19 protein-coding genes and 1 tRNA gene are annotated in these 18,639 nt (G+C 66.0%); 12 read left to right on the forward strand and 8 right to left on the reverse strand.

The genetic code is table 11. From position 1 onward, the window contains the following. Positions 1 to 33: 33 nt before the first annotated feature. From sdhA to sdhC, 3 genes are read right to left on the reverse strand one after another with little or no spacing between them, the layout of a single operon-like run. On the reverse strand, positions 34 to 1,872 hold the full coding sequence (gene sdhA, locus ACVIJ6_RS10425) for a succinate dehydrogenase flavoprotein subunit (protein WP_456772646.1): 1,839 nt from the start codon (positions 1,870 to 1,872) through the stop codon (positions 34 to 36). Between the two features lie 3 nt (positions 1,873 to 1,875). Beyond that, on the reverse strand, positions 1,876 to 2,250 hold the full coding sequence (sdhD, locus tag ACVIJ6_RS10430) for a succinate dehydrogenase, hydrophobic membrane anchor protein (RefSeq protein ID WP_456776958.1): 375 nt from the start codon (positions 2,248 to 2,250) through the stop codon (positions 1,876 to 1,878). 20 nt (positions 2,251 to 2,270) lie between these two features. Continuing rightward, on the reverse strand, positions 2,271 to 2,669 hold the full coding sequence (sdhC, locus tag ACVIJ6_RS10435; protein WP_041750248.1) for a succinate dehydrogenase, cytochrome b556 subunit: 399 nt from the start codon (positions 2,667 to 2,669) through the stop codon (positions 2,271 to 2,273). A gap of 575 nt (positions 2,670 to 3,244) precedes the next feature. Here sdhC and ACVIJ6_RS10440 point away from each other — a divergent pair. After that, positions 3,245 to 3,502 carry a hypothetical protein gene (locus ACVIJ6_RS10440; RefSeq protein ID WP_456772647.1) on the forward strand — a complete coding sequence of 86 codons (258 nt, stop codon included), beginning with the start codon at positions 3,245 to 3,247 and terminating at the stop codon, positions 3,500 to 3,502. Between the two features lie 6 nt (positions 3,503 to 3,508). On the opposite strand, the gene ACVIJ6_RS10445 is transcribed toward ACVIJ6_RS10440, so the two are convergent. Next, complete coding sequence (locus tag ACVIJ6_RS10445; protein ID WP_456772648.1) at positions 3,509 to 5,035, reverse strand: malonate--CoA ligase; 1,527 nt, start codon at positions 5,033 to 5,035, stop codon at positions 3,509 to 3,511. A 178-nt stretch (positions 5,036 to 5,213) separates the two neighbouring features. Between ACVIJ6_RS10445 and ACVIJ6_RS10450 the strand changes: the two genes are divergently transcribed. Next, complete coding sequence (locus ACVIJ6_RS10450; RefSeq protein WP_456772649.1) at positions 5,214 to 5,972, forward strand: SDR family oxidoreductase; 759 nt, start codon at positions 5,214 to 5,216, stop codon at positions 5,970 to 5,972. A 211-nt stretch (positions 5,973 to 6,183) separates the two neighbouring features. On the opposite strand, the gene ACVIJ6_RS10455 is transcribed toward ACVIJ6_RS10450, so the two are convergent. Further along, positions 6,184 to 6,270, reverse strand: a tRNA-Leu gene (locus ACVIJ6_RS10455). Positions 6,271 to 6,504: 234 nt separating this feature from the next. Between ACVIJ6_RS10455 and ACVIJ6_RS10460 the strand changes: the two genes are divergently transcribed. Then, complete coding sequence (locus ACVIJ6_RS10460) at positions 6,505 to 7,473, forward strand: complex I NDUFA9 subunit family protein (RefSeq protein WP_456776959.1); 969 nt, start codon at positions 6,505 to 6,507, stop codon at positions 7,471 to 7,473. A gap of 111 nt (positions 7,474 to 7,584) precedes the next feature. Here ACVIJ6_RS10460 and ACVIJ6_RS10465 read toward each other — a convergent pair whose 3' ends face one another. Continuing rightward, positions 7,585 to 8,391: an undecaprenyl-diphosphate phosphatase gene (locus ACVIJ6_RS10465; RefSeq protein ID WP_012040576.1), complete on the reverse strand. Its 807-nt coding sequence runs from the start codon at positions 8,389 to 8,391 to the stop codon at positions 7,585 to 7,587. Between the two features lie 336 nt (positions 8,392 to 8,727). Between ACVIJ6_RS10465 and ACVIJ6_RS10470 the strand changes: the two genes are divergently transcribed. Together ACVIJ6_RS10470 and queG are read left to right on the forward strand one after the other, a co-directional pair. Further along, positions 8,728 to 9,420, forward strand: coding sequence for a glutathione S-transferase family protein (locus ACVIJ6_RS10470; protein ID WP_012040575.1), 693 nt, complete (start codon positions 8,728 to 8,730; stop codon positions 9,418 to 9,420). Beyond that, positions 9,369 to 10,553 carry a tRNA epoxyqueuosine(34) reductase QueG gene (queG, locus tag ACVIJ6_RS10475; protein WP_456772650.1) on the forward strand — a complete coding sequence of 395 codons (1,185 nt, stop codon included), beginning with the start codon at positions 9,369 to 9,371 and terminating at the stop codon, positions 10,551 to 10,553. Before ACVIJ6_RS10470 ends, queG begins: the two co-directional genes overlap by 52 nt. Positions 10,554 to 10,562: 9 nt before the next feature. Here the strand turns inward: queG and ACVIJ6_RS10480 are convergent, their stop codons facing one another. Then, positions 10,563 to 11,348 carry an alpha/beta hydrolase gene (locus tag ACVIJ6_RS10480; RefSeq protein WP_456772651.1) on the reverse strand — a complete coding sequence of 262 codons (786 nt, stop codon included), beginning with the start codon at positions 11,346 to 11,348 and terminating at the stop codon, positions 10,563 to 10,565. Between the two features lie 325 nt (positions 11,349 to 11,673). On the opposite strand from ACVIJ6_RS10480, the gene infC reads away from it, so the two are divergent. Further along, positions 11,674 to 12,213 (forward strand): translation initiation factor IF-3, encoded by a 540-nt coding sequence (infC, locus tag ACVIJ6_RS10485; RefSeq protein ID WP_085963464.1) that lies wholly within the window; start codon positions 11,674 to 11,676, stop codon positions 12,211 to 12,213. An 81-nt stretch (positions 12,214 to 12,294) separates the two neighbouring features. On the opposite strand, the gene ACVIJ6_RS10490 is transcribed toward infC, so the two are convergent. Beyond that, positions 12,295 to 12,666: a hypothetical protein gene (locus tag ACVIJ6_RS10490; RefSeq protein ID WP_456772652.1), complete on the reverse strand. Its 372-nt coding sequence runs from the start codon at positions 12,664 to 12,666 to the stop codon at positions 12,295 to 12,297. A gap of 259 nt (positions 12,667 to 12,925) precedes the next feature. Between ACVIJ6_RS10490 and rpmI the strand changes: the two genes are divergently transcribed. The 6 genes from rpmI to ACVIJ6_RS10520 all read left to right on the forward strand — a co-directional run bounded on the left by rpmI (position 12,926) and on the right by ACVIJ6_RS10520 (position 18,607). Next, positions 12,926 to 13,126, forward strand: coding sequence for a 50S ribosomal protein L35 (gene rpmI / locus ACVIJ6_RS10495; protein ID WP_008539890.1), 201 nt, complete (start codon positions 12,926 to 12,928; stop codon positions 13,124 to 13,126). A gap of 77 nt (positions 13,127 to 13,203) precedes the next feature. Beyond that, the gene (rplT, locus tag ACVIJ6_RS10500) at positions 13,204 to 13,563 is read left to right on the forward strand and encodes a 50S ribosomal protein L20 (RefSeq protein ID WP_012040570.1); all 360 of its coding nucleotides are present in this window, start codon (positions 13,204 to 13,206) and stop codon (positions 13,561 to 13,563) included. 142 nt (positions 13,564 to 13,705) lie between these two features. Then, positions 13,706 to 14,788: a phenylalanine--tRNA ligase subunit alpha gene (gene pheS / locus ACVIJ6_RS10505; RefSeq protein ID WP_456772653.1), complete on the forward strand. Its 1,083-nt coding sequence runs from the start codon at positions 13,706 to 13,708 to the stop codon at positions 14,786 to 14,788. A 215-nt stretch (positions 14,789 to 15,003) separates the two neighbouring features. Next, positions 15,004 to 15,429, forward strand: a complete 426-nt coding sequence (locus ACVIJ6_RS10510) for an endonuclease domain-containing protein (protein WP_456772654.1) — start codon at positions 15,004 to 15,006, stop codon at positions 15,427 to 15,429. Further along, positions 15,426 to 17,834: a phenylalanine--tRNA ligase subunit beta gene (gene pheT / locus ACVIJ6_RS10515; protein ID WP_456772655.1), complete on the forward strand. Its 2,409-nt coding sequence runs from the start codon at positions 15,426 to 15,428 to the stop codon at positions 17,832 to 17,834. The genes ACVIJ6_RS10510 and pheT overlap by 4 nt, the downstream gene beginning before the upstream one ends. Continuing rightward, positions 17,831 to 18,607 carry a sulfite exporter TauE/SafE family protein gene (locus ACVIJ6_RS10520; protein WP_456772656.1) on the forward strand — a complete coding sequence of 259 codons (777 nt, stop codon included), beginning with the start codon at positions 17,831 to 17,833 and terminating at the stop codon, positions 18,605 to 18,607. The genes pheT and ACVIJ6_RS10520 overlap by 4 nt, the downstream gene beginning before the upstream one ends. Positions 18,608 to 18,639: the final 32 nt, after the last annotated feature.

An 18,639-nucleotide genomic window follows, 5' to 3' on the forward strand; every position in this document is an offset into this window, starting at 1 on the left:
TCGGTAGGCCTTCTTTGTTATGACGGACCGGGCTCAGTACACCCGCGCCTTCGGCGGGATGTACTGGACGTCGTTGGTCATGGTGTAGTTGTGCACCGGGCGATAATCGATCGTGGTCTTGCCGTCCTTGTTGTCGATCCACGCCAGCGTGTGCTTCATCCAGTTCTTGTCGTCGCGATCCGGGAAGTCCTCGCGGGCATGCGCGCCGCGGCTCTCGGTGCGATTGACCGCGGAGTCCATCGTCACCACGGCCTGGGCGATCAGGTTGTCGAACTCCAGGGTCTCGATCAGGTCGGAGTTCCACACCAGCGAACGGTCGGAGATGGCGATGTCGCCGATGCCGCCATGGACCTTGTGGATCAGGTTATGGCCTTCCTGCAGCACTTCGCCGGTGCGGAACACGGCGCAGTTGGTCTGCATCACATGCTGCATGCTTTCACGCAGCTTCGCCGTCGGCGTGCCGCCGGAGGCGTAGCGATAACGGTCGAGCCGGCTGAGCGCCTTGTCGGCCGAGTCCTTCGGCAGATCCGGCTGCTTGCCGTTCGGCGTCAGCTTTTCCGCGAGCCGCAGCGCGGCAGCGCGTCCAAACACGACGAGGTCGATCAGCGAGTTCGAGCCGAGGCGGTTGGCGCCGTGCACGGAGACGCAGGCCGCCTCGCCCACCGCCATCAGGCCGGGCACGATGGCGTTGTCGTCGCCGTCCTTCTTGGTCAGCACCTCGGCGTGATAGTTGGTCGGGATGCCGCCCATGTTGTAGTGCACCGTCGGCACGATCGGGATCGGCTCGCGGGTGACGTCGACATTGGCGAAGATCTTGGCCGATTCGGAGATGCCCGGCAGCCGTTCCTGCAGCACCTTCGGATCGAGGTGGTCGAGATGCAGGAAGATGTGGTCCTTCTTCTTGCCGACGCCGCGGCCTTCGCGGATCTCGATGGTCATCGCGCGCGAGACGACGTCGCGCGAGGCGAGGTCCTTGGCGGAAGGCGCATAGCGTTCCATGAAGCGCTCGCCCTCGGCGTTGACGAGATAGCCACCTTCACCGCGCGCGCCCTCGGTCACGAGACAGCCGGAGCCGTAGATTCCGGTCGGGTGGAACTGCACGAACTCCATGTCTTGTAGCGGCAGGCCCGCGCGCAGTGCCATGCCGCCGCCGTCGCCGGTGCAGGTATGCGCCGAGGTGCAGGAGGCGTAGGCGCGGCCGTAACCGCCGGTGGCAAGGATCGTGGTCTGGGCGCGGAAGCGATGCAGCGTGCCGTCATCGAGCTTCAGCGCGATGACGCCGCGGCAGACGCCCTGGTCGTCCATGATGAGGTCGATGGCGAAGAACTCGATGAAGAACTCCGCGGCATGGCGCAGCGACTGGCCATACATCGTGTGCAGCATCGCATGGCCGGTGCGGTCGGCGGCGGCGCAGGTGCGCTGCGCCTGGCCCTTGCCGTAGTCCAGCGTCATGCCGCCGAACGGGCGCTGATAGATCTTGCCGTCTTCGGTGCGCGAGAACGGCACGCCCCAATGTTCGAGCTCGTAGACTGCGTCGGGCGCATTGCGCACCATGTATTCGATCGCGTCCTGATCGCCGAGCCAGTCCGACCCCTTGACGGTGTCGTACATGTGCCAGCGCCAGTCGTCCTGATGCATGTTGCCGAGCGAGGCCGAGATGCCGCCCTGCGCCGCCACGGTGTGCGAGCGGGTCGGGAACACCTTGGTGATGCAGGCGGTGCGCAGGCCCGCTTCGCTGCAGCCGACCACGGCGCGCAGTCCGGCGCCGCCGGCGCCGACCACGACGACGTCGTAGGTGTGGTCCTCGATCGGATAGGCTTTTCCGTTCGTCGCGGGCGCGCCGTTCGCGCTGCCATTTGCTCCGCCGGCCATAGGCTAGACTCCAGTGGACAGTTTGATGAGGGCGTAGATCGAGGCGAGCGCCACGGTCACCGCAAAGAAGTTGTTGGTCATGATCGCAACGAGCTTCAGGGGCTCGCTGTGCACGTAGTCCTCGATCACGACCTGCATGCCGATCTTCATGTGCCAGCAGCTGGCGATCACGAACAGCAGCATGATCAGCGCGATCGGCAGCGAGCCGAGGATCTGCGCCGCGCCGGCCTGGTTGCGGCCGAGCAGCATGATCACAACCACGACCACGGGCACGATCAGCAAGGTCATCGCGACCGCGGTGATGCGCTGGCGCCAGAAGTCGCTGGTGCCGGAATGGGCGGCGCCGAGGTTGCGGACGCGGCCCAGCGGGGTCCGCATCGATTTCGCGCGTGCGTCGCTCATCGGCCACCTCCCACGGCGTAAGCCACGATCCACACCAGAACGGTCAAGGTGATGCCGCCGATCAGTGCGCCCCAGGTCAAAGTCTCACGCTCGTTCGGCTTGAAGCCGTAACCGAGGTCCCAGACGAAGTGGCGGATGCCGGACAACAGATGGTGCAGCAGCGCCCAGGTGTAGCCGAACATGATCAGGCGGCCGAGGAAGCTGCCCATGAAGCCCTGGACGTAGGAATAGGCGCTTGGACCGGACGCGGCGGCGATCAACCACCAGGCCAGCAGCAGCGTCCCGAAATAAAGTGCAACCCCGGTAGCGCGGTGGACGATCGACAGGATCATCGTCAGCGTCCAACGGTAGGTTTGCAGATGCGGCGAAAGCGGTCGTTCGATCCTGGCTGTCATTGGTGCTTTGATGATTTCTTGTGGGCCGTGAACGGAAGGGGCTTGCGGCCGTGCGGATCGGCAAGGCGGGCTTTATTTACGGAGAAGGAACAGGCCTTGCAACGGACAAATGGCCCAAAACCGAACAGCGATTCAGTACTAGCCCAGCAGTGTAAAAAGGATCAATGGCCACCGTGGTATGCCAGGACCCAGCACGTCGGTCATATAGCGAATTTCTATTCACTTCTAACTCCTCGCGCCGGCTGCCACGAACACGTTAGAACGCGTAAATAACGCAGATCGTAGAGCATTGATTCACCGCTTAACTACGGACCTGACGACGTCGGTTTCGCGATCCGCAGGGCTCCGCGGGGCGACAAATCTGCAAGGCTGACCGGAAGGATTCGCGGGACGAAAGAATGTCTCCCGGAGGCCGTCGGCTCTGCTCTGGAGCAAGTCGGCACCGACGTGCCGCGTTCCTGCTGGCTTATGCCCGTATCTTGCCGCTGGTCGATTTTGCCGCATGTCGGGCTCAGACGCCTTCACCTAGTCTGCGGTGAGACGCGGGCAAAAAAGCCGCGCTGCAGGGAGGTCCGATGCCCGTGCCAACGGTCCGGCCGACAACCACCGAACGCCCGGCAGCGCTGCCGGCGCGGCAAGCGTCCTCGCACGAGCCAGCCGAGGAGCCTTTGACCTGCATCCTCGGCTTCACCGCGGCCGGCCTGTTTGCCGCGTGCCTCGCGCTCGCCATCCAGCACGAGCTCGCTTCGTTCGCTGTGCTGGAATTGATCTTGATCTGCGCCGCGCCGCCGCTGGCGGCGCTCGTGGGTCTTAGGATCGGGCGACGGCGCTAGCCGCTCTCACTGCGTATAGATGTCCTTGTACTGATCACGCAGCACGTTCTTCTGAACCTTGCCCATGGTGTTGCGCGGCAGCTCGTCGACCACGAACACGCGTTTCGGCATCTTGAACTTGGCGAGCCGGCCATCGAGCCCCTTGAGTACGCTGGCTTCATTGACGTCAGCACCGGGGTGACGCACGACGACCGCGGTGACGCCCTCGCCGAAATCGGCATGCGGCACGCCGATAACGGCGGATTCCACCACGCCCGGCATGGCGTCGATCTCGCTCTCGATCTCCTTCGGGTAGACGTTGAAGCCGCCGGAGATGACCAGATCCTTGCCGCGCCCGACAATGTGGACGTAGCCCTGCGTGTCGATCTTGCCGAGGTCGCCGGTGATGAAGAAGCCGTCAGGACGGAACTCCGACTTGGTCTTCTCCGGCATCCGCCAATAGCCCCTGAACACGTTCGGGCCCTTCACCTCGATCATGCCGATCTCGTCGCGCGCGAGCTCCTTGCCGGTCTCGGGATCGGTCACGCGCACGGATACGCCGGGCAGCGGGAAGCCGACGGCGCCGGGCACGCGCTCGCCATCATACGGGTTCGACGTGTTCATGTTGGTCTCGGTCATGCCGTAGCGCTCGAGCACGGCGTGGCCGGTGCGCGCAAACCACTCGCGATGGGTATCGGCGAGCAAAGGCGCAGAGCCGGATATGAAGAGACGCATGTGGCTGGTCGTCTCTTTGTTCAATCGCGGGTTCTGCAGCAGCCGGGTGTAGAAGGTCGGCACGCCCATCAGCACGGTGGCGCGCGCCATCAAATTGATGATCAGGTCGGGATCGAGCTTGGGCAGGAAGATCATCGACGCGCGCGCGAACAGCGTCACGTTGCTGGCCACGAACAGGCCATGCGTATGATAGATCGGCAGCGCGTGGATCAGCACGTCGTCCTTGGTGAAGCGCCAATAGTCGATCAGGGTCAGCGAGTTCGAGGCGAGATTGTCGTGGGACAGCATCGCGCCCTTGGAGCGGCCGGTGGTGCCTGATGTATAGAGGATCGCGGCGAGATCGTCGGCGCCGCGCGGCACGGTGGTGAACGCGGTTTCCGCCTTGTCGGCGGCCTCGGTCAGCGAGCCCTGGCCCGACGCGTCGAGCGTTTCCACCTTGGCGCCGACCTTGGCCGCCAGCGCGCCGATGCCGTCGGCCTTGGCCGGATCGCACACGACGACGGTCGGCTCGGCGTCGCCGATGAAATAGTCGAGCTCGTTGAGCGTGTAGGCGGTGTTGAGCGGCAGATAGACGCCGCCGGCGCGGACCGTGGCGAGATAGAGCACGAGGCCCGACACTGACTTCTCGGTCTGCGCCGCGACGCGGTCGCCGGGCTTCACGCCCCTGCTGACCAGCACATTCGCCATCTGGCCCGCGCGCGCGATCAGGTCGCCATAGGTGATGCGCTGACCGTCATGGGTCTCGATCGCAAGCCGGCTGGGATCGTCGAGACCGTCGAACAAGCGGGCGAACAGATTGGCGTTGGCGGTCTGGTTCATGCAACATTCCCCTGGAGCGGTGACCGGCCGGCAGTGCCAGCCGGCGGAACATCGTGCTCGACGAAGACGAAAGGGCCGGGACGGCGGATGGCACCGGCGATGTCGCCAGGGTTGCCGTCTCTGATCGAGGCTGCCTTAGCAAAAACGCCCTTTCGAAGGCAACGGGAGACGCTGGGAAATGACCAAGGGGAAACGGATCGCGTGGATCACCGGCGGCGGCACAGGCATCGGAGAGGCCGGCGCGCTGGCGCTCGCCGCCGACGGCTGGACAGTGATCGTGTCGGGCCGGCGCAAGGCTGCGCTCGAAACGGTGGCGGCGAAGATCGCGGCCGCTGGCGGCACGGCCGAAGCCGCTCCGCTCGACGTCGCCCAGGCGGCGGAGGTGCAGGCCGCGGCCGACGCCATCCTGGCGCGGCACGGCCGCATCGATCTGCTGGTGAACTCAGCCGGCGTGAACGTGCCCAAGCGACGCTGGGACGACATGACGCTCGACGGCTGGAACCAGCTGGTCGAGATCAATCTCAATGGCGTGCTGTATTGCATGAAGGCGGTGCTGCCGGCGATGCGCGCGCAAGCGGACGGCACCATCATCAACGTGTCGTCCTGGGCGGGACGCCATGTCTCCAAGATGCCGGGGCCGGCCTATACCTCGACCAAGCATGCGGTGCTGGCGCTGACCCACTCGTTCAACATGGAGGAATGCATGCACGGCTTGCGCGCCTGCTGCCTGATGCCGGGCGAGGTCGCGACGCCGATTCTGGAGCAACGACCGGTCGTGCCGAGCGCGGAAGAGCAGGCGCGGATGCTGCAGCCGGAAGACCTCGGCCGCACGATCGCGTTCGTGGCCAACATGCCGCCGCGCGTCTGCGTCAACGAGATCCTGATCAGCCCGACCTGGAATCGTGGCTTCATCCAGACGCCGGCGAACAGGGATTGAGGGTGACATGGATTGAGCTTCCGTCATCCATAGGTGCGCCGTCGCGAGAACCATGCGCAGGCCGGAGATCGATGTCGGCATGCGGTGATACGGCGACGAAGTTCGAGCCGGCTGCGTCGGGGCTCGACCAGCGCCCGCGTCAATCCGATCACGACGCGCCTCAGCGTGCTCGTCTGTGGGACATCTCTTGTGCGGGGGAGGTCACCAAAAATGGTGCCCAGGAAAGGACTCGAACCTTCACGGCCGTTAAGCCACTGGCACCTGAAGCCAGCGCGTCTACCAATTCCGCCACCTGGGCATGGGGGCGCTGTGTACGGACCGAACGCGCGCTTGTCAAACCGCTGAAGGCCCAAGATGACAATTTTTCTTAACCCGGACGCAAAAACACGGCTCCCTTTTCCGCGATGCGGACGATCGGCTATACAGCGGCGCAAGATGGCGGGCCGCGGGGTGCGAATCGCCGCAAAGAGCCCTCCTCCGGGCGGACGGACCGTCCGGATGCAATCCCAGGAATGATCCCATGGCAACGAATCTGGCATCGAATCTGGACACCCTCGTCACCGTGTTCGGCGGCTCCGGCTTCGTCGGCCGCAACGTGGTCCGGGCGCTGGCCAAGCGCGACTACCGCATCCGCGTCGCCGTGCGCCGGCCGGAGCTCGCCGGTCATTTGCAGCCGCTCGGCCGGGTCGGCCAGATCCACACCGTGCAGGCCAATCTGCGCTATCCCGAGTCGGTCGCGGCGGCGCTGCGCGACAGCCACGTCGCCATCAACCTCGTCGGCATCCTGACCGAGAGCGGCGCGCAGACCTTCGAGGCGGTCCAGGCCGAGGGCGCCGCCATCGTCGCCAAGGCCGCGGAGGCCGCCGGCGCCCGACTGGTGCACGTCTCGGCGATCGGCGCCGACCCGGAATCGACATCGAGCTACGCCCGCGCCAAGGCGGCCGGCGAGGCTGCTGCGCTGACCGCGGTGCCCGAGGCCGTGATCATGCGGCCATCGGTCGTATTCGGTCCTGAGGACCAGTTCACCAACCGCTTTGCGGGGCTGGCGCGCATATCGCCGTTCCTGCCGCTGATCGGCGGCGGCGAGACCAAGATGCAGCCGGTCTATGTCGGCGATGTCGCGACCGCGGTCGCGGACGCGGTCGACGGCAAGGCGCAGGCAGGCGCGACCTACGAGCTCGGCGGGCCGGAGGTGCTGAGCTTCCGCGAGATTCTCAAGATCATCCTCGACATCGCCGACCGCGACCGCGCGCTGCTGCCGCTGCCATTCGGGCTCGCCAGGCTGCAGGCGGCACTGCTGCAATTCGCGCCCGGACCGCTGAAGCTGACGCCGGACCAGGTCGAGCTGCTGCGCTCCGACAATGTCGTGTCGGAGGCGGCGAAGGCCGCCGGGCTGACCTTGCAGGGCCTCGGCATCACGCCGGATTCGCTCGAGGCGATCGGCCCGCAATATCTCTGGCGCTTCCGTCCGGCGGGTCAGTTCCAGCGCAAGAACGCGTGACGCCCGACTGCTCAACGCCGTCATTGCGAGGAGCGAAGCGACGAAGCAATCCAGGGCCGCACAAGGACTCTGGATTGCTGCACTCGCAATGACCCGTGAGAGAGCCGCGGCCTACTTGCCGAGCGCCAGCGCGATCAGGCCGAGGGTGCCGACGATGACGCGCCACCAGGCAAACAGCACGAAGCCGTGGCGGGTGACGTAGCCAAGGAAGGCCTTCACCACGATCATCGCGGTGATGAAGGACACGACGAAGCCGATCGCGACCAGGCCGAGATGGTCGGACGTCATCTCGGCGCGGCTCTTGTAGAAGTCGTAGACGAAGGCACCGACCATGGTCGGGATCGCCAGAAAGAAGGAGAATTCCGCGGCCGAGCGCTTGTCGCCGCCGAGCAGCATCGCGGCAACGATGGTCGCACCGGAGCGCGACACGCCGGGGATCATCGCCAGGCACTGCGCAACGCCGATCCAGAGATACATCAGCAGCGGATAGCGCGTGGCGTCGTGCTCCCTTGGCTTCAGATCGATCTGGTCGACCCACAACAGGATGGCGCCGCCAACGATCAGCGAGAAGCAGACGACCCAGGGATCGAACAGGAGCGCCTTGATGTATTTGCCGGCGATGAGGCCGATGATCACGGCGGGCAGGAAGGCGATCAGCACGCCGATGATGAAGCGGCGGTCGTCAGCGTTCGACAGCGCGCCGATGGCGACGCGCGACAGCTTGAAGAAGTACAGCGCAACGATCGCGAGGATGGCGCCGAGCTGGATCAGGATCGCGAAGCTCTTCCAGAAGCCGTCCTCACCGAGGCCGAAGAAGCGTTCCGCCAACAACAGATGGCCTGTCGACGATACGGGAAGAAATTCGGTGACGCCCTCGATAATCCCGAGAAGCACCGCCCGCAGCGTATCTGACATCATTGATCCGATCCATGATTGCCGGCAAAACGCCGCCCTTCTCGCCTATTCGGCCGCTGCCCGCAATTGCAAAAAGCGGGCATCGCCGGCCCGGAGCCATGAACCGGCGCGCGGTCGGACATACGAATCAGCACGGACCGCATCGCCGGTCCGCGGTCAGCGGCGTGAGTTTTCGCGCATGCCGGCCCGCCGCCCTACTCCTTACACTTTCGCCGACCATGCGCTAATGGTCCGATTCGCAACGGCAAATCTGCGCCGCTCCTGCGGCCGATCTGCGAGGTGCGGTCGTTGGTTGATCGTTCGTTAAGCGCTGTGGCGGCACCATCATCGAAAGGCTCCATGTACACGCTCTTCCACCACCCCTTCTGCCCGCATTCGCGCTTCGTCCGGCTGGTGCTCGGCGAATACGGGCTCGATCTGCGCCTGGTGGAAGAACGCGCCTGGGAGCGCCGCGAGGCGTTCCTGGTGCTCAATCCGGCGGGAACGACGCCGGTGCTGTCGGTCGAGGGCCAGCCGGCGGTGCCGGGCGTCGGCGTGATCGCCGAGTTCCTCGACGAGACCTGCGGGCCCGACATGGGCGACCGGCGGCTGATGCCGACCTCGCCTGCGGAGCGCATCGAGGTGCGCCGGCTGATGGACTGGTTCAACACCAAATTCTTCGAGGAGGCCTCGAACCTTCTGGTGACCGAACGCATCTATAAGCGCTTCATGAGCGAGGAGGATGGCGGCGGGCCGCCGTCGACCGACGTGATTCGCGCCGCCAAGACCAATGTGCGCTATCATCTCGCTTACATCGGCTGGCTGGCGCAGCGGCGCAATTTCCTGGCGGGCGACCGCCTGACCTATGCCGACCTCGCCGCCGCCGCGCATTTGTCGGCGATCGACTATCTGGGCGACGTGCCATGGATCGAGGACGACGCAGCGAAGGCGTGGTACGCGCGGGTCAAGTCGCGGCCGTCGTTCCGACCGCTGCTGAGCGATTGGCTGGCGGGCGTGCCGGCGTCGCGGACCTATGTGGACCTCGACTTCTGAGCCGTGACGCGCCCCCGCCGGAGATGCTGAGGGCGGCGCTGGCCGCCGAGGCGCAGCGGCTGGGGTTCGATGCGATCGGCATCACCGCGCCGGTGGTGAGCGCCGAGCGCGCCGCCGCGTTCGAGCGCTTCATCGCGTCAGGCCAGCACGGCGACATGGACTGGCTCGCCCGCGAGCCGTCTCGCCGCACCGATCCGCGGACGCTGTGGAGCGAGGTCCGCAGCGTCGTCATGCTCGGCGTCAATTACGGCCCCGACGACGACCCGTGCACGATCCTGGCCGAGCGCAGCCGCGCCGCGATCTCGGTCTACGCGCGCGGCGACGACTATCACGACGTCATCAAGAAGAACCTGAAGGCCTTGGCGCGCTGGCTGGTCGCGCAGGCCGGCTGCGACGTGAAGGTGTTCATCGACACGGCAGCCGTCATGGAGAAGCCGCTGGCCGAAGCGGCAGGCCTCGGCTGGCAGGGCAAGCACACCAATCTGGTGTCGCGCGGCTTCGGCTCCTGGCTGTTCCTCGGCGCCATCTACACAACGCTGGCGCTGCCGGCGGATGCGCCGGAGCATGACCATTGCGGCTCGTGCCGGGCCTGCCTCGACAGCTGTCCGACGGCGGCCTTCCCGGCGCCCTATAGCCTCGATGCGCGGCGCTGCATCTCGTATCTGACGATCGAGAACAAGGGGCCGATCCCGCGCGAGTTCCGCAACGCCATGGGCAACCGCATCTTTGGCTGCGACGACTGCCTCGCCGCCTGCCCGTGGAACAAATTCGCGCGGGAGGGACGCGAAGCGAAACTGGCCGCCCGCGACGCACTGCGTGCGCCATCCCTTGCGGAGTTGGCGGCGCTCGACGACGCCGCGTTCCGCGCGCTGTTCACGAAATCGCCGATCAAGCGCATCGGCCGCGACCGCTTCTTGCGCAACGTGCTGATCGCGATCGGCAATTCCGGTGATGCGGCGCTGGTGCCGACCGTCGAGCGACTGACGGCAGACCCGAACCCGCTGGTGCGCGGCGCTGCGGCCTGGGCGCTGGCACAATTGCTCGACGAGGACGCGTTCACACGGCGTGCAGCGACCGCGCTGGCCTGCGAGGCCGACGACAGCGTCCGCGCGGAGTGGCGAGCGCCGTGCTGAGCCCGACGCTCAGCCGATCTCGCCGACCGCCGCCAGCATCCGCGCGATGTCCTGCGGCCGCGACAGCCGGTGATCGCCATCCTGGATCATCGTCAGCACCACATCCTCGGCAGGCAGCCGGTGCGCCAGCGCAAATGCGTGCTGCCACGGCACGTCCGGGTCCTGCGCGCCCTGCAGGATGCGCACCGGACAGCCGACCGTGATCGCCCCGCCGAGCAACAGATGGTTGCGGCCGTCCTCGATCAACGCCTTGGTGATCGGATAGGGCTCGCCATATTCGGACGGACGCATCCAGACACCGTTGGTCTCGATCTCCCGGCGTATTTCGGCGGAGAAGCCCTTCCACATCAGCTCCTCGGTGAAGTCGGGCGCCGGCGCGATCAGCACCAGACCGGCGAGCGTCGCCTCGGCCGGCTGCCTCAACAGTTCACGCGCGAGCAGCAGCGCCATCCAGCCGCCCATCGACGAGCCGATCACCACCTGCGGCCCCCTGCATAGCTGGCGGAACACCGCGACGCTCTCCTCCAGCCAGCGGCTGATGGTGCCGTCGACGAAGCGACCGCCCGATTCGCCATGGCCGGAATAGTCGAACCGGACACAGGCGCGGCCGCGCTCGGCCGCCCAGGCGTCGAGCGCCAGCGCCTTGGTGCCCTTCATGTCGGAGTTGAAGCCGCCAAGCCAGAACAGCCCGGGCGGATGGCCGGTCCTGGCGCGCACCGCGATCTGGCGCGACTGCTCGCCGGCGCCGACGGCGATGAAAGCAGGGAGATCGGCAGATTCGACAGCTTGGTTCATGGATCGTTACTCGATGATGGACGTTGTGTGGGCGAACCGGCCGTGTCCGTCAATCGCTCGACCGGCCGCTGCCGCTTGCGAAAGCGCCGCCCACACTCTATGTCCGCGGGCGGAACCAGCATGGCCGGCAGTACGCCTATGAGCGCTCGTCCTGGCCAGATGGTCTCCTTGGGGGATTACGCCGTCGCGCTGACGTCCTGCGCGTGCGACGCAAGTGCCGCGATCGCCGGGCGGAATTTAGACGCACCGGGCACGCGCGAGCTTGCCCGCAAAGGCATCTTCCTTCAAACTAGCCGCCTTCTTCCACAACCTTGGAGAACTACCCATTCGCCGCCCCAATCGAGCCCCGCCCGCTGCCGTCAAAGACGGGCCGCGTACCAATGATGAGATTCGCAATGCGCAGATCCAGCTGATCGACGCCGAAGGCACCAACCGTGGTGTCGTCGAGACCGTTGTCGCCATCAAGATGGCCGCCGAAGCCGGCATGGATCTGGTCGAGATTTCGCCGAACAACTCGCCGCCGGTCTGTAAGATCATGGACTACGGCAAGTACAAATATTCGGCGCAGAAGAAGGCCGCCGAGGCCCGCAAGAAGCAGAAGGTCGTCGAGATCAAGGAGATCAAGCTCCGTCCGATGATCGATGACCACGACTACGACGTGAAGATGCGGGCCATGCAGCGCTTCTTCGAAGAGGGCGACAAGGTCAAGATCACGCTGCGCTATCGCGGCCGCGAAATGGCGCACCAGGAGATCGGCACCAAGCTGCTCGACAAGGTGAAATCCGACGTGGCGGCGTTCGCCAAGGTCGAGCAGGACGCCAAGTTCGAGGGCCGTCAGGTCGTCATGGTTCTGGCCCCGCGCTAGCGCGCAGGGACCACGCTTCAAACCGGGCCCGCCACGCGTTGGCGGGCTTTTCTTTTGGCGACGCCTCCTGATGGCGACCGCTCAGGACCGCGTCGCCTGCCATCGTCCGCTGCAAGTCCCGGCCGAACCCTTGCCGCTCCAGCGGCCGAAGCCGGACGTGGCGCCCAGCCGCCCGTTACCGCTGGCCGAGGAGCCGCCCTGGGAGACCCGCACCGTGACCGCGCCGCCGCGTCCGACGGAGCCGGTGATGTTGGCCGAGCCGCTCGAGGTCACCCGGCCGCCACTGATCTGGATGGGGAAGCTGTAGCCCTGGTCGCAGTTGCCGGCCTCGGTGATGATCAGGACTGTCCAGGGGCCGTCGAAGCCGGCGGCGCGGGCCGGGAATGGATGCAAGAGCGCCAGGCCGGCGGTGAGGACGGCGGCGGTGGCAACGGATGGGATGATGCGGGCCATGGGCGAACCTCGGCTTGGAATGGGCTGAACATGGGTCGGAATAGCTGATTCCGTGGTTCGACGTTGCCAAAACCCTTTGGCTCTGGCATAAGCGCGGCCTTCGTCGCCCGGCTGATCAAGGGCTGCCGTGGCGATGTTCCTGTGCGGGTGGGTCCGGGTTTGGATCCGAAACCTGAGCACAACCAACGCTCTAACGAGCATTTTCGCCAGATGGCGCCGCTTTTGCGGGCGGCTTGCCGTTGGCATGAAGGAGAGCCAAATGCCCAAGCTGAAGACCAAATCCGGCGCCAAAAAGCGCTTCAAGGTGACTGCCACCGGCAAAGTGATGCACGCCCAGCGCGGCAAGCGCCACGGCATGATCAAGCGGACGAAGAAGCAGATCCGGCAGCTGCGCGGCACCCGCGTGCTGTTCAAGACCGACGGCGACAACGTCAAGAAGTACTTCTTGCCGAACGCCTGACCAGCCTCTCGCTTCCGAAACCCTGGCCGCCTCAAAGCTGCGGCTGATCGTCATCTCTGAATCCAAGGATTTCCGGCATGTCTCGCGTCAAACGCGGTGTGACCGCCCACGCCAAGCACAAGAAAGTCTTCAAGGCCGCTAAGGGCTATTACGGCCGCCGCAAGAACACGATCCGGACCGCCAAGCAGGCCGTCGAAAAAGCCGGCCAGTATGCGTTCCGCGATCGCAAGCGCAAGAAGCGCACCTTCCGCGCGCTCTGGATCCAGCGCCTGAACGCCGCCGTGCGTCCGTTTGAGCTCACCTACAGCCGATTTATCGACGGCCTGTCCAAGTCCGGCATCACCGTCGACCGCAAGGTGCTGTCGGATCTCGCGATCAACGAGCCCGCCGCGTTCCAGGCGATCGTTGAGAAGGCCAAGGCGGCGCTCGCCGCCTGATCGCCTCCGCATCGTGAGAACTGAAGAAGCGGCCGATGCTCTCGGCCGCTTTTTGCTATCCGGCGACATCAATCCTTCGCTTGACCCCTGTCGCCCGCGCGGCGACAACCCAGCCGCCTTTTGTCCCGCGGAGATTTTGCCCGTGTCCGACCTCGCTTCACTCGAAACCTCGATCCTCGACCAGATCGCCGCCGCTGGCGATGAAGCCGCACTGGAAGCAGTCCGCGTCGCAGCCCTCGGCAAGAAGGGCTCGATCTCGGCGCTGCTGGCCACCCTCGGCAAGATGTCGCCGGACGAGCGCAAGACGCAAGGAGCTGCGATCAATCTCGCCAAGGACAAGGTCACGCAGGCGCTGACCGCGCGGCGTGACGTGCTCAAGGCCGCCGCGCTCGACGCGCGCCTCGCCGCCGAGACCATCGACGTCACCCTGCCCTTGCAGGATTCGCCGGCCGAGACCGGGCGCATCCACCCGCTCAGCCAGGTGATGGACGAACTGACCACGATCTTCGCCGACATGGGCTTCTCGATCGCGGAAGGTCCTGATGTCGAGACCGACGACTACAACTTCACCAAGCTGAACTTCCCCGAAGGCCATCCGGCGCGGGAGATGCACGACACGTTCTTCTTCAATCCGAAGCCGGACGGCTCGCGCATGCTGCTGCGGACCCACACCTCGCCGGTGCAGGTGCGCACGATGCTGACCCAGAAGCCGCCGATCCGCGTCATCTGCCCGGGCCGCACCTACCGCATCGATTCGGACGCGACCCACACGCCGCAATTCCACCAGGTCGAAGGCCTCGTCATCGACAAGGGCTCGCATCTCGGCCACCTCAAATGGATCCTGCACGAGTTCTGCAAGGCGTTCTTCGAGGTCGACCACATCAACATGAAGTTCCGGCCGTCGTTCTTCCCATTCACCGAGCCGTCGCTCGAGGTCGACATCCAGTGCCGCCGCGACAAGGGCGAGATCCGCTTCGGCGAGGGCGAGGACTGGCTGGAGATTCTCGGCTGCGGCATGGTGCATCCGAACGTGCTGCGCGCCTGCGGCATCGATCCCGACGAGTACCAGGGCTTCGCCTGGGGCATGGGCATCGACCGCATCGCGATGCTGAAATACGGCATGAGCGACCTGCGCCAACTGTTCGAAGGCGACGTCCGCTGGCTGTCGCATTACGGCTTCAAGCCGCTCGATGTGCCGACCTTGGCGGGAGGATTGAGCGCGTGACGCTTGTCGAACTCGCTCTCTCCCAGCAAAGACTCGGACTCCCTCTCCCGCTCGCGGGGGAAGGCTGGGCTCTGCGCGCGCTTGCTTCGACAATCATCGGTCTTTCCGTTCCCTCCCCCCTTGTGGGGGAGGGTCAGGGAGGGGGGTAGCCGCGGATGCCGCACTCAGTTGTCACGGAGCGCCAGCGCAGCCGAGCGAAGCAGCTTCGCCGGGCGATGACGCGCGCCGAGACGCTGCTCTGGCGCTACATCAGGGCAGACCGAATTGAAAGCGCAGGCTTTCGACGCCAAGTGCCGTTTCGCAACTACATCGCCGACTTCGTCTGCTTCTCGGCAAAGCTCGTGATCGAACTCGACGGCGAGTCGCACGACTTCGCCGAGCGGCAGCGAAGAGACAGTGAACGCGACGCATTCTTCGCAGCTGAAGGCTTTGACGTCCTCCGCTTCACCAACGAGCAGGTGACGTCGAATTTGGAAGGCGTCGTTGAAGCAATCCGTCAAGCACTCGCCGTCCGCGCCCGCGGCTTACCCCCCTCCCCCGCCCTCCCCCACAGGGGGGGAGGGAGCGGAGAGAGCAGCGCAAGCGACGAAGATCACCCACACGATACGAACTCCAGCAAGACCCGAGGCATGCAGCCATGAAATTCACGCTGTCCTGGCTGAAGGACCATCTCGACACCGACGAGTCGGTCGAGACACTCGCCAACAAGCTCACGATGATCGGCCTCGAGGTCGAGCATCTCGAGGACAAGGCGAAGCTGCTCGCGCCGTACAGAATCGCGCGCGTCGTGTCCGCCGAGCAGCATCCGAACGCCGACCGCTTGCGCGTCTGCATGGTCGACACCGGCGACGGTGGCGCGCCGGTGCAGGTGGTCTGCGGTGCGCCGAATGCGCGCGCGGGGCTGGTGTCGGTGTTCTCGCCGCCGGGCACCTATATCCCCGGCAAGAACATCACGCTGTCGGTCGGCACGATCCGCGGCGTCGAGAGCCGCGGCATGCTGTGCTCGGCCGCCGAGCTGCAGATCTCGGACGATCACGACGGCATCATGGAGCTGCCCGCCGATGCGCCGATCGGCAAGCCCTATGCCGAATGGGCCGGGCTGGGCGATCCCCAGTTCGAGATCAACCTGACGCCGAACCGCCAGGATTGCACCGGCGTGCACGGCATCGCGCGCGACCTTGCAGCCGCCGACATGGGCAAGCTCAAGGATCCCGCCATCAAGCCGATCAAGGGCGAGTTCCCATGTCCGGTGACCGTCGCGGTCGACGACGAGAAGCTATGTCCCGGCTTCGCGCTACGGCTGGTGCGCGGCGTCAAGAACGGCCCGTCGCCGAAATGGCTGCAGCAGCGCCTGACCTCGATCGGCCTGCGCCCGATCAATGCACTGGTCGACATCACCAACTACATGACGTTCGACCGCGCGCGGCCGCTGCATGTGTTCGACGCCAACAAGGTGAAGGGCAACCTCGTCGTCCGCCGCGCCCGCGACGGCGAGACGCTGCTGGCGCTCGACGGCCGCACCTACACGCTCGACCATTCGATATGCGTCATCGCCGATGATGCCGGCGTCGAATCGCTCGCCGGGATCATGGGCGGCGAGGCCTCGGGTTGCGACGAGACCACCACCGACGTTCTGATCGAATCGGCGCTGTGGAACGAGATCAACATCGCCCAGACCGGCCGCAAGCTCGGCATCAATTCCGACGCGCGCTACCGTTTCGAACGGGGTGTCGATCCGGCCTTCATGGTGCCTGGCCTGGAATTGGCGACGAGGCTGGTGCTCGAGCTGTGCGGCGGCACCCCGTCGGAGAACGTCGTCCTGGGCAACCGCTTCGGCGACGATCGCATCATCGACTTCCCGCTGACCGAGGTGAAGCGTATCGCGGGCATCGAGGTGTCGCTGACCGAGATGCGCCGAATCCTGACCCATCTCGGCTTCGTGGTCGCGGGTGCTGGCCCGGTCGTGAAGGTCGCGGTCCCCTCCTGGCGCAGCGACGTGCACGGCAAGGCCGACATCGTGGAGGAAATCGTGCGCATGGTCGGCGTCGACAAGGTGCCGATGACCCCGTTCGAGCGCGGCGACGCGCCGCGCAAGCCGGTGCTGACGCCGCTGCAGCTGCGCACGCGACGCGCCAAGCGCGCGCTGGCGGCGCGTGGCATGGTCGAGGCCGTCACCTGGTCGTTCATCTCCAAGCCGGCGGCCGAATTGTTCGGCGGTGGCAAGGCCGAGATCGCGCTCGCGAACCCGATTGCAGCCGATCTCTCCGACATGCGGCCGAGCCTGCTGCCGGGCCTGATCGCGACCGTGCAGGCCAATGCCGATCGCGGCTTCGGCGATGCCGCGATCTTCGAGGTCGGGCAGGTGTTCAAGGGCGATCGCCCGGAGGATCAGTTTGTCGCCGCGAGCGGCATCCGCCGCGGCATCGCGTCGTCGAAGGGTCTCGGCCGGCATTGGACCGGCTCGCAGGCGGCGAACGCGTATGACGTGAAGGCCGATGCGCTCGCCGTGCTGGCGGCGGCCGGCGCGCCGATGGCGTCGCTGCAGATCGTCGCCGGGGGTCCGGCCTGGATGCATCCGGGCCGCTCCGGCACCATCCAGATGGGCCCGCAGAACGTGCTCGGCCATTTCGGCGAGCTGCATCCGCGCACGCTGGAGGCCTTGAAGGCGGACGGACCTCTCGTCGCCTTCGAGGTCATCCTCGACCGCATTCCGGCGGCCAAGGCGAAACCGACGCGGGCCAAGCCGGTGCTGGAGCTGTCGGCGTTCCAGCCGGTGTCGCGCGACTTCGCCTTCATCGTCGATCGCAAGGTCAAGGCCGCTGACATCGTTCGTGCGGCGCAGGGCGTCGACAAGAAGCTGATCACGGACGTCACCGTGTTCGACGTCTATGAGGGCAAGGGCATCGAGGACGGCAAGAAGTCGGTCGCGATCGCCGTCACCCTGCAGCCGCGCGACAAGACCATGACGGACGAGGAGATCGACGCGGTCGCGGCAAAGATCACCGCCGACGTCGGCAAGAAGACCGGCGGCACGTTGCGCGGATGAGCCTGTCCGGGCTCATCCCTGCCGATCTCAGCCTGTTCGCGACGGCCGCGCTGGCCGTCGTCGCCCTCGTCGCCGCGACCGCGCGGGGTTTCTCCGGCTTTGGCGCGGCGCTGATCTTCATGCCGCTGGCGAGCAGCTTTGCGACGCCGCGGCTCGTCGCGCCGCTGCTGCTGGTGATCGACTTCGTGTCGATGGCCCCGACGGTGCCGGCAGCCTGGCGCGAGGCCGACCGCAGATCCACGGCGGTGATCGTGGCCGGCGCCTTGGTGGGCGTGCCGCTCGGCACCTGGTTTCTCACCCGGCTCGATCCCGTCACCGTGCGCTGGATCATCACCTGCTTCGTCATCGCGCTGCTCGCACTGCTGATCTCCGGCTGGCGCTACCGCGGCAAAGACTACGCCGCGCTCTCGGTTGCGGTCGGCGCCGTCTCGGGTTTTTGCAGCGGCGTGGCCCAGACCGGTGGGCCGCCGATCGTCGGCTACTGGCTCGGGCGTCCGATCGCGCCAAAGATCGCGCGGGCGAACATCGTGCTGTTCTTCGGCGCGTCGGATTGCTTCGCCATGGTCAGCTATGTGGCCAGCGGCCTGATCACTTGGGATGCGCTCAAGCTCGCGCTGCTGATCGGCCCGGTCTATGCACTCGGCGTGGCGCTGGGCGCCTCGCTGTTCGGCCGCGCCAGCGAGCACGTGTTCCGCGTCATTTGCTACGCGCTGATCGCGATAGCCGTCATCGCCGGCCTGCCGGCTCTCGACGGCGTGCTCGGCCGCGGCTAGCCTCACCGCAATGAGACGAACCGGGAGGATGC

It is taken from the genome of Bradyrhizobium sp. USDA 4369 (assembly GCF_054056435.1).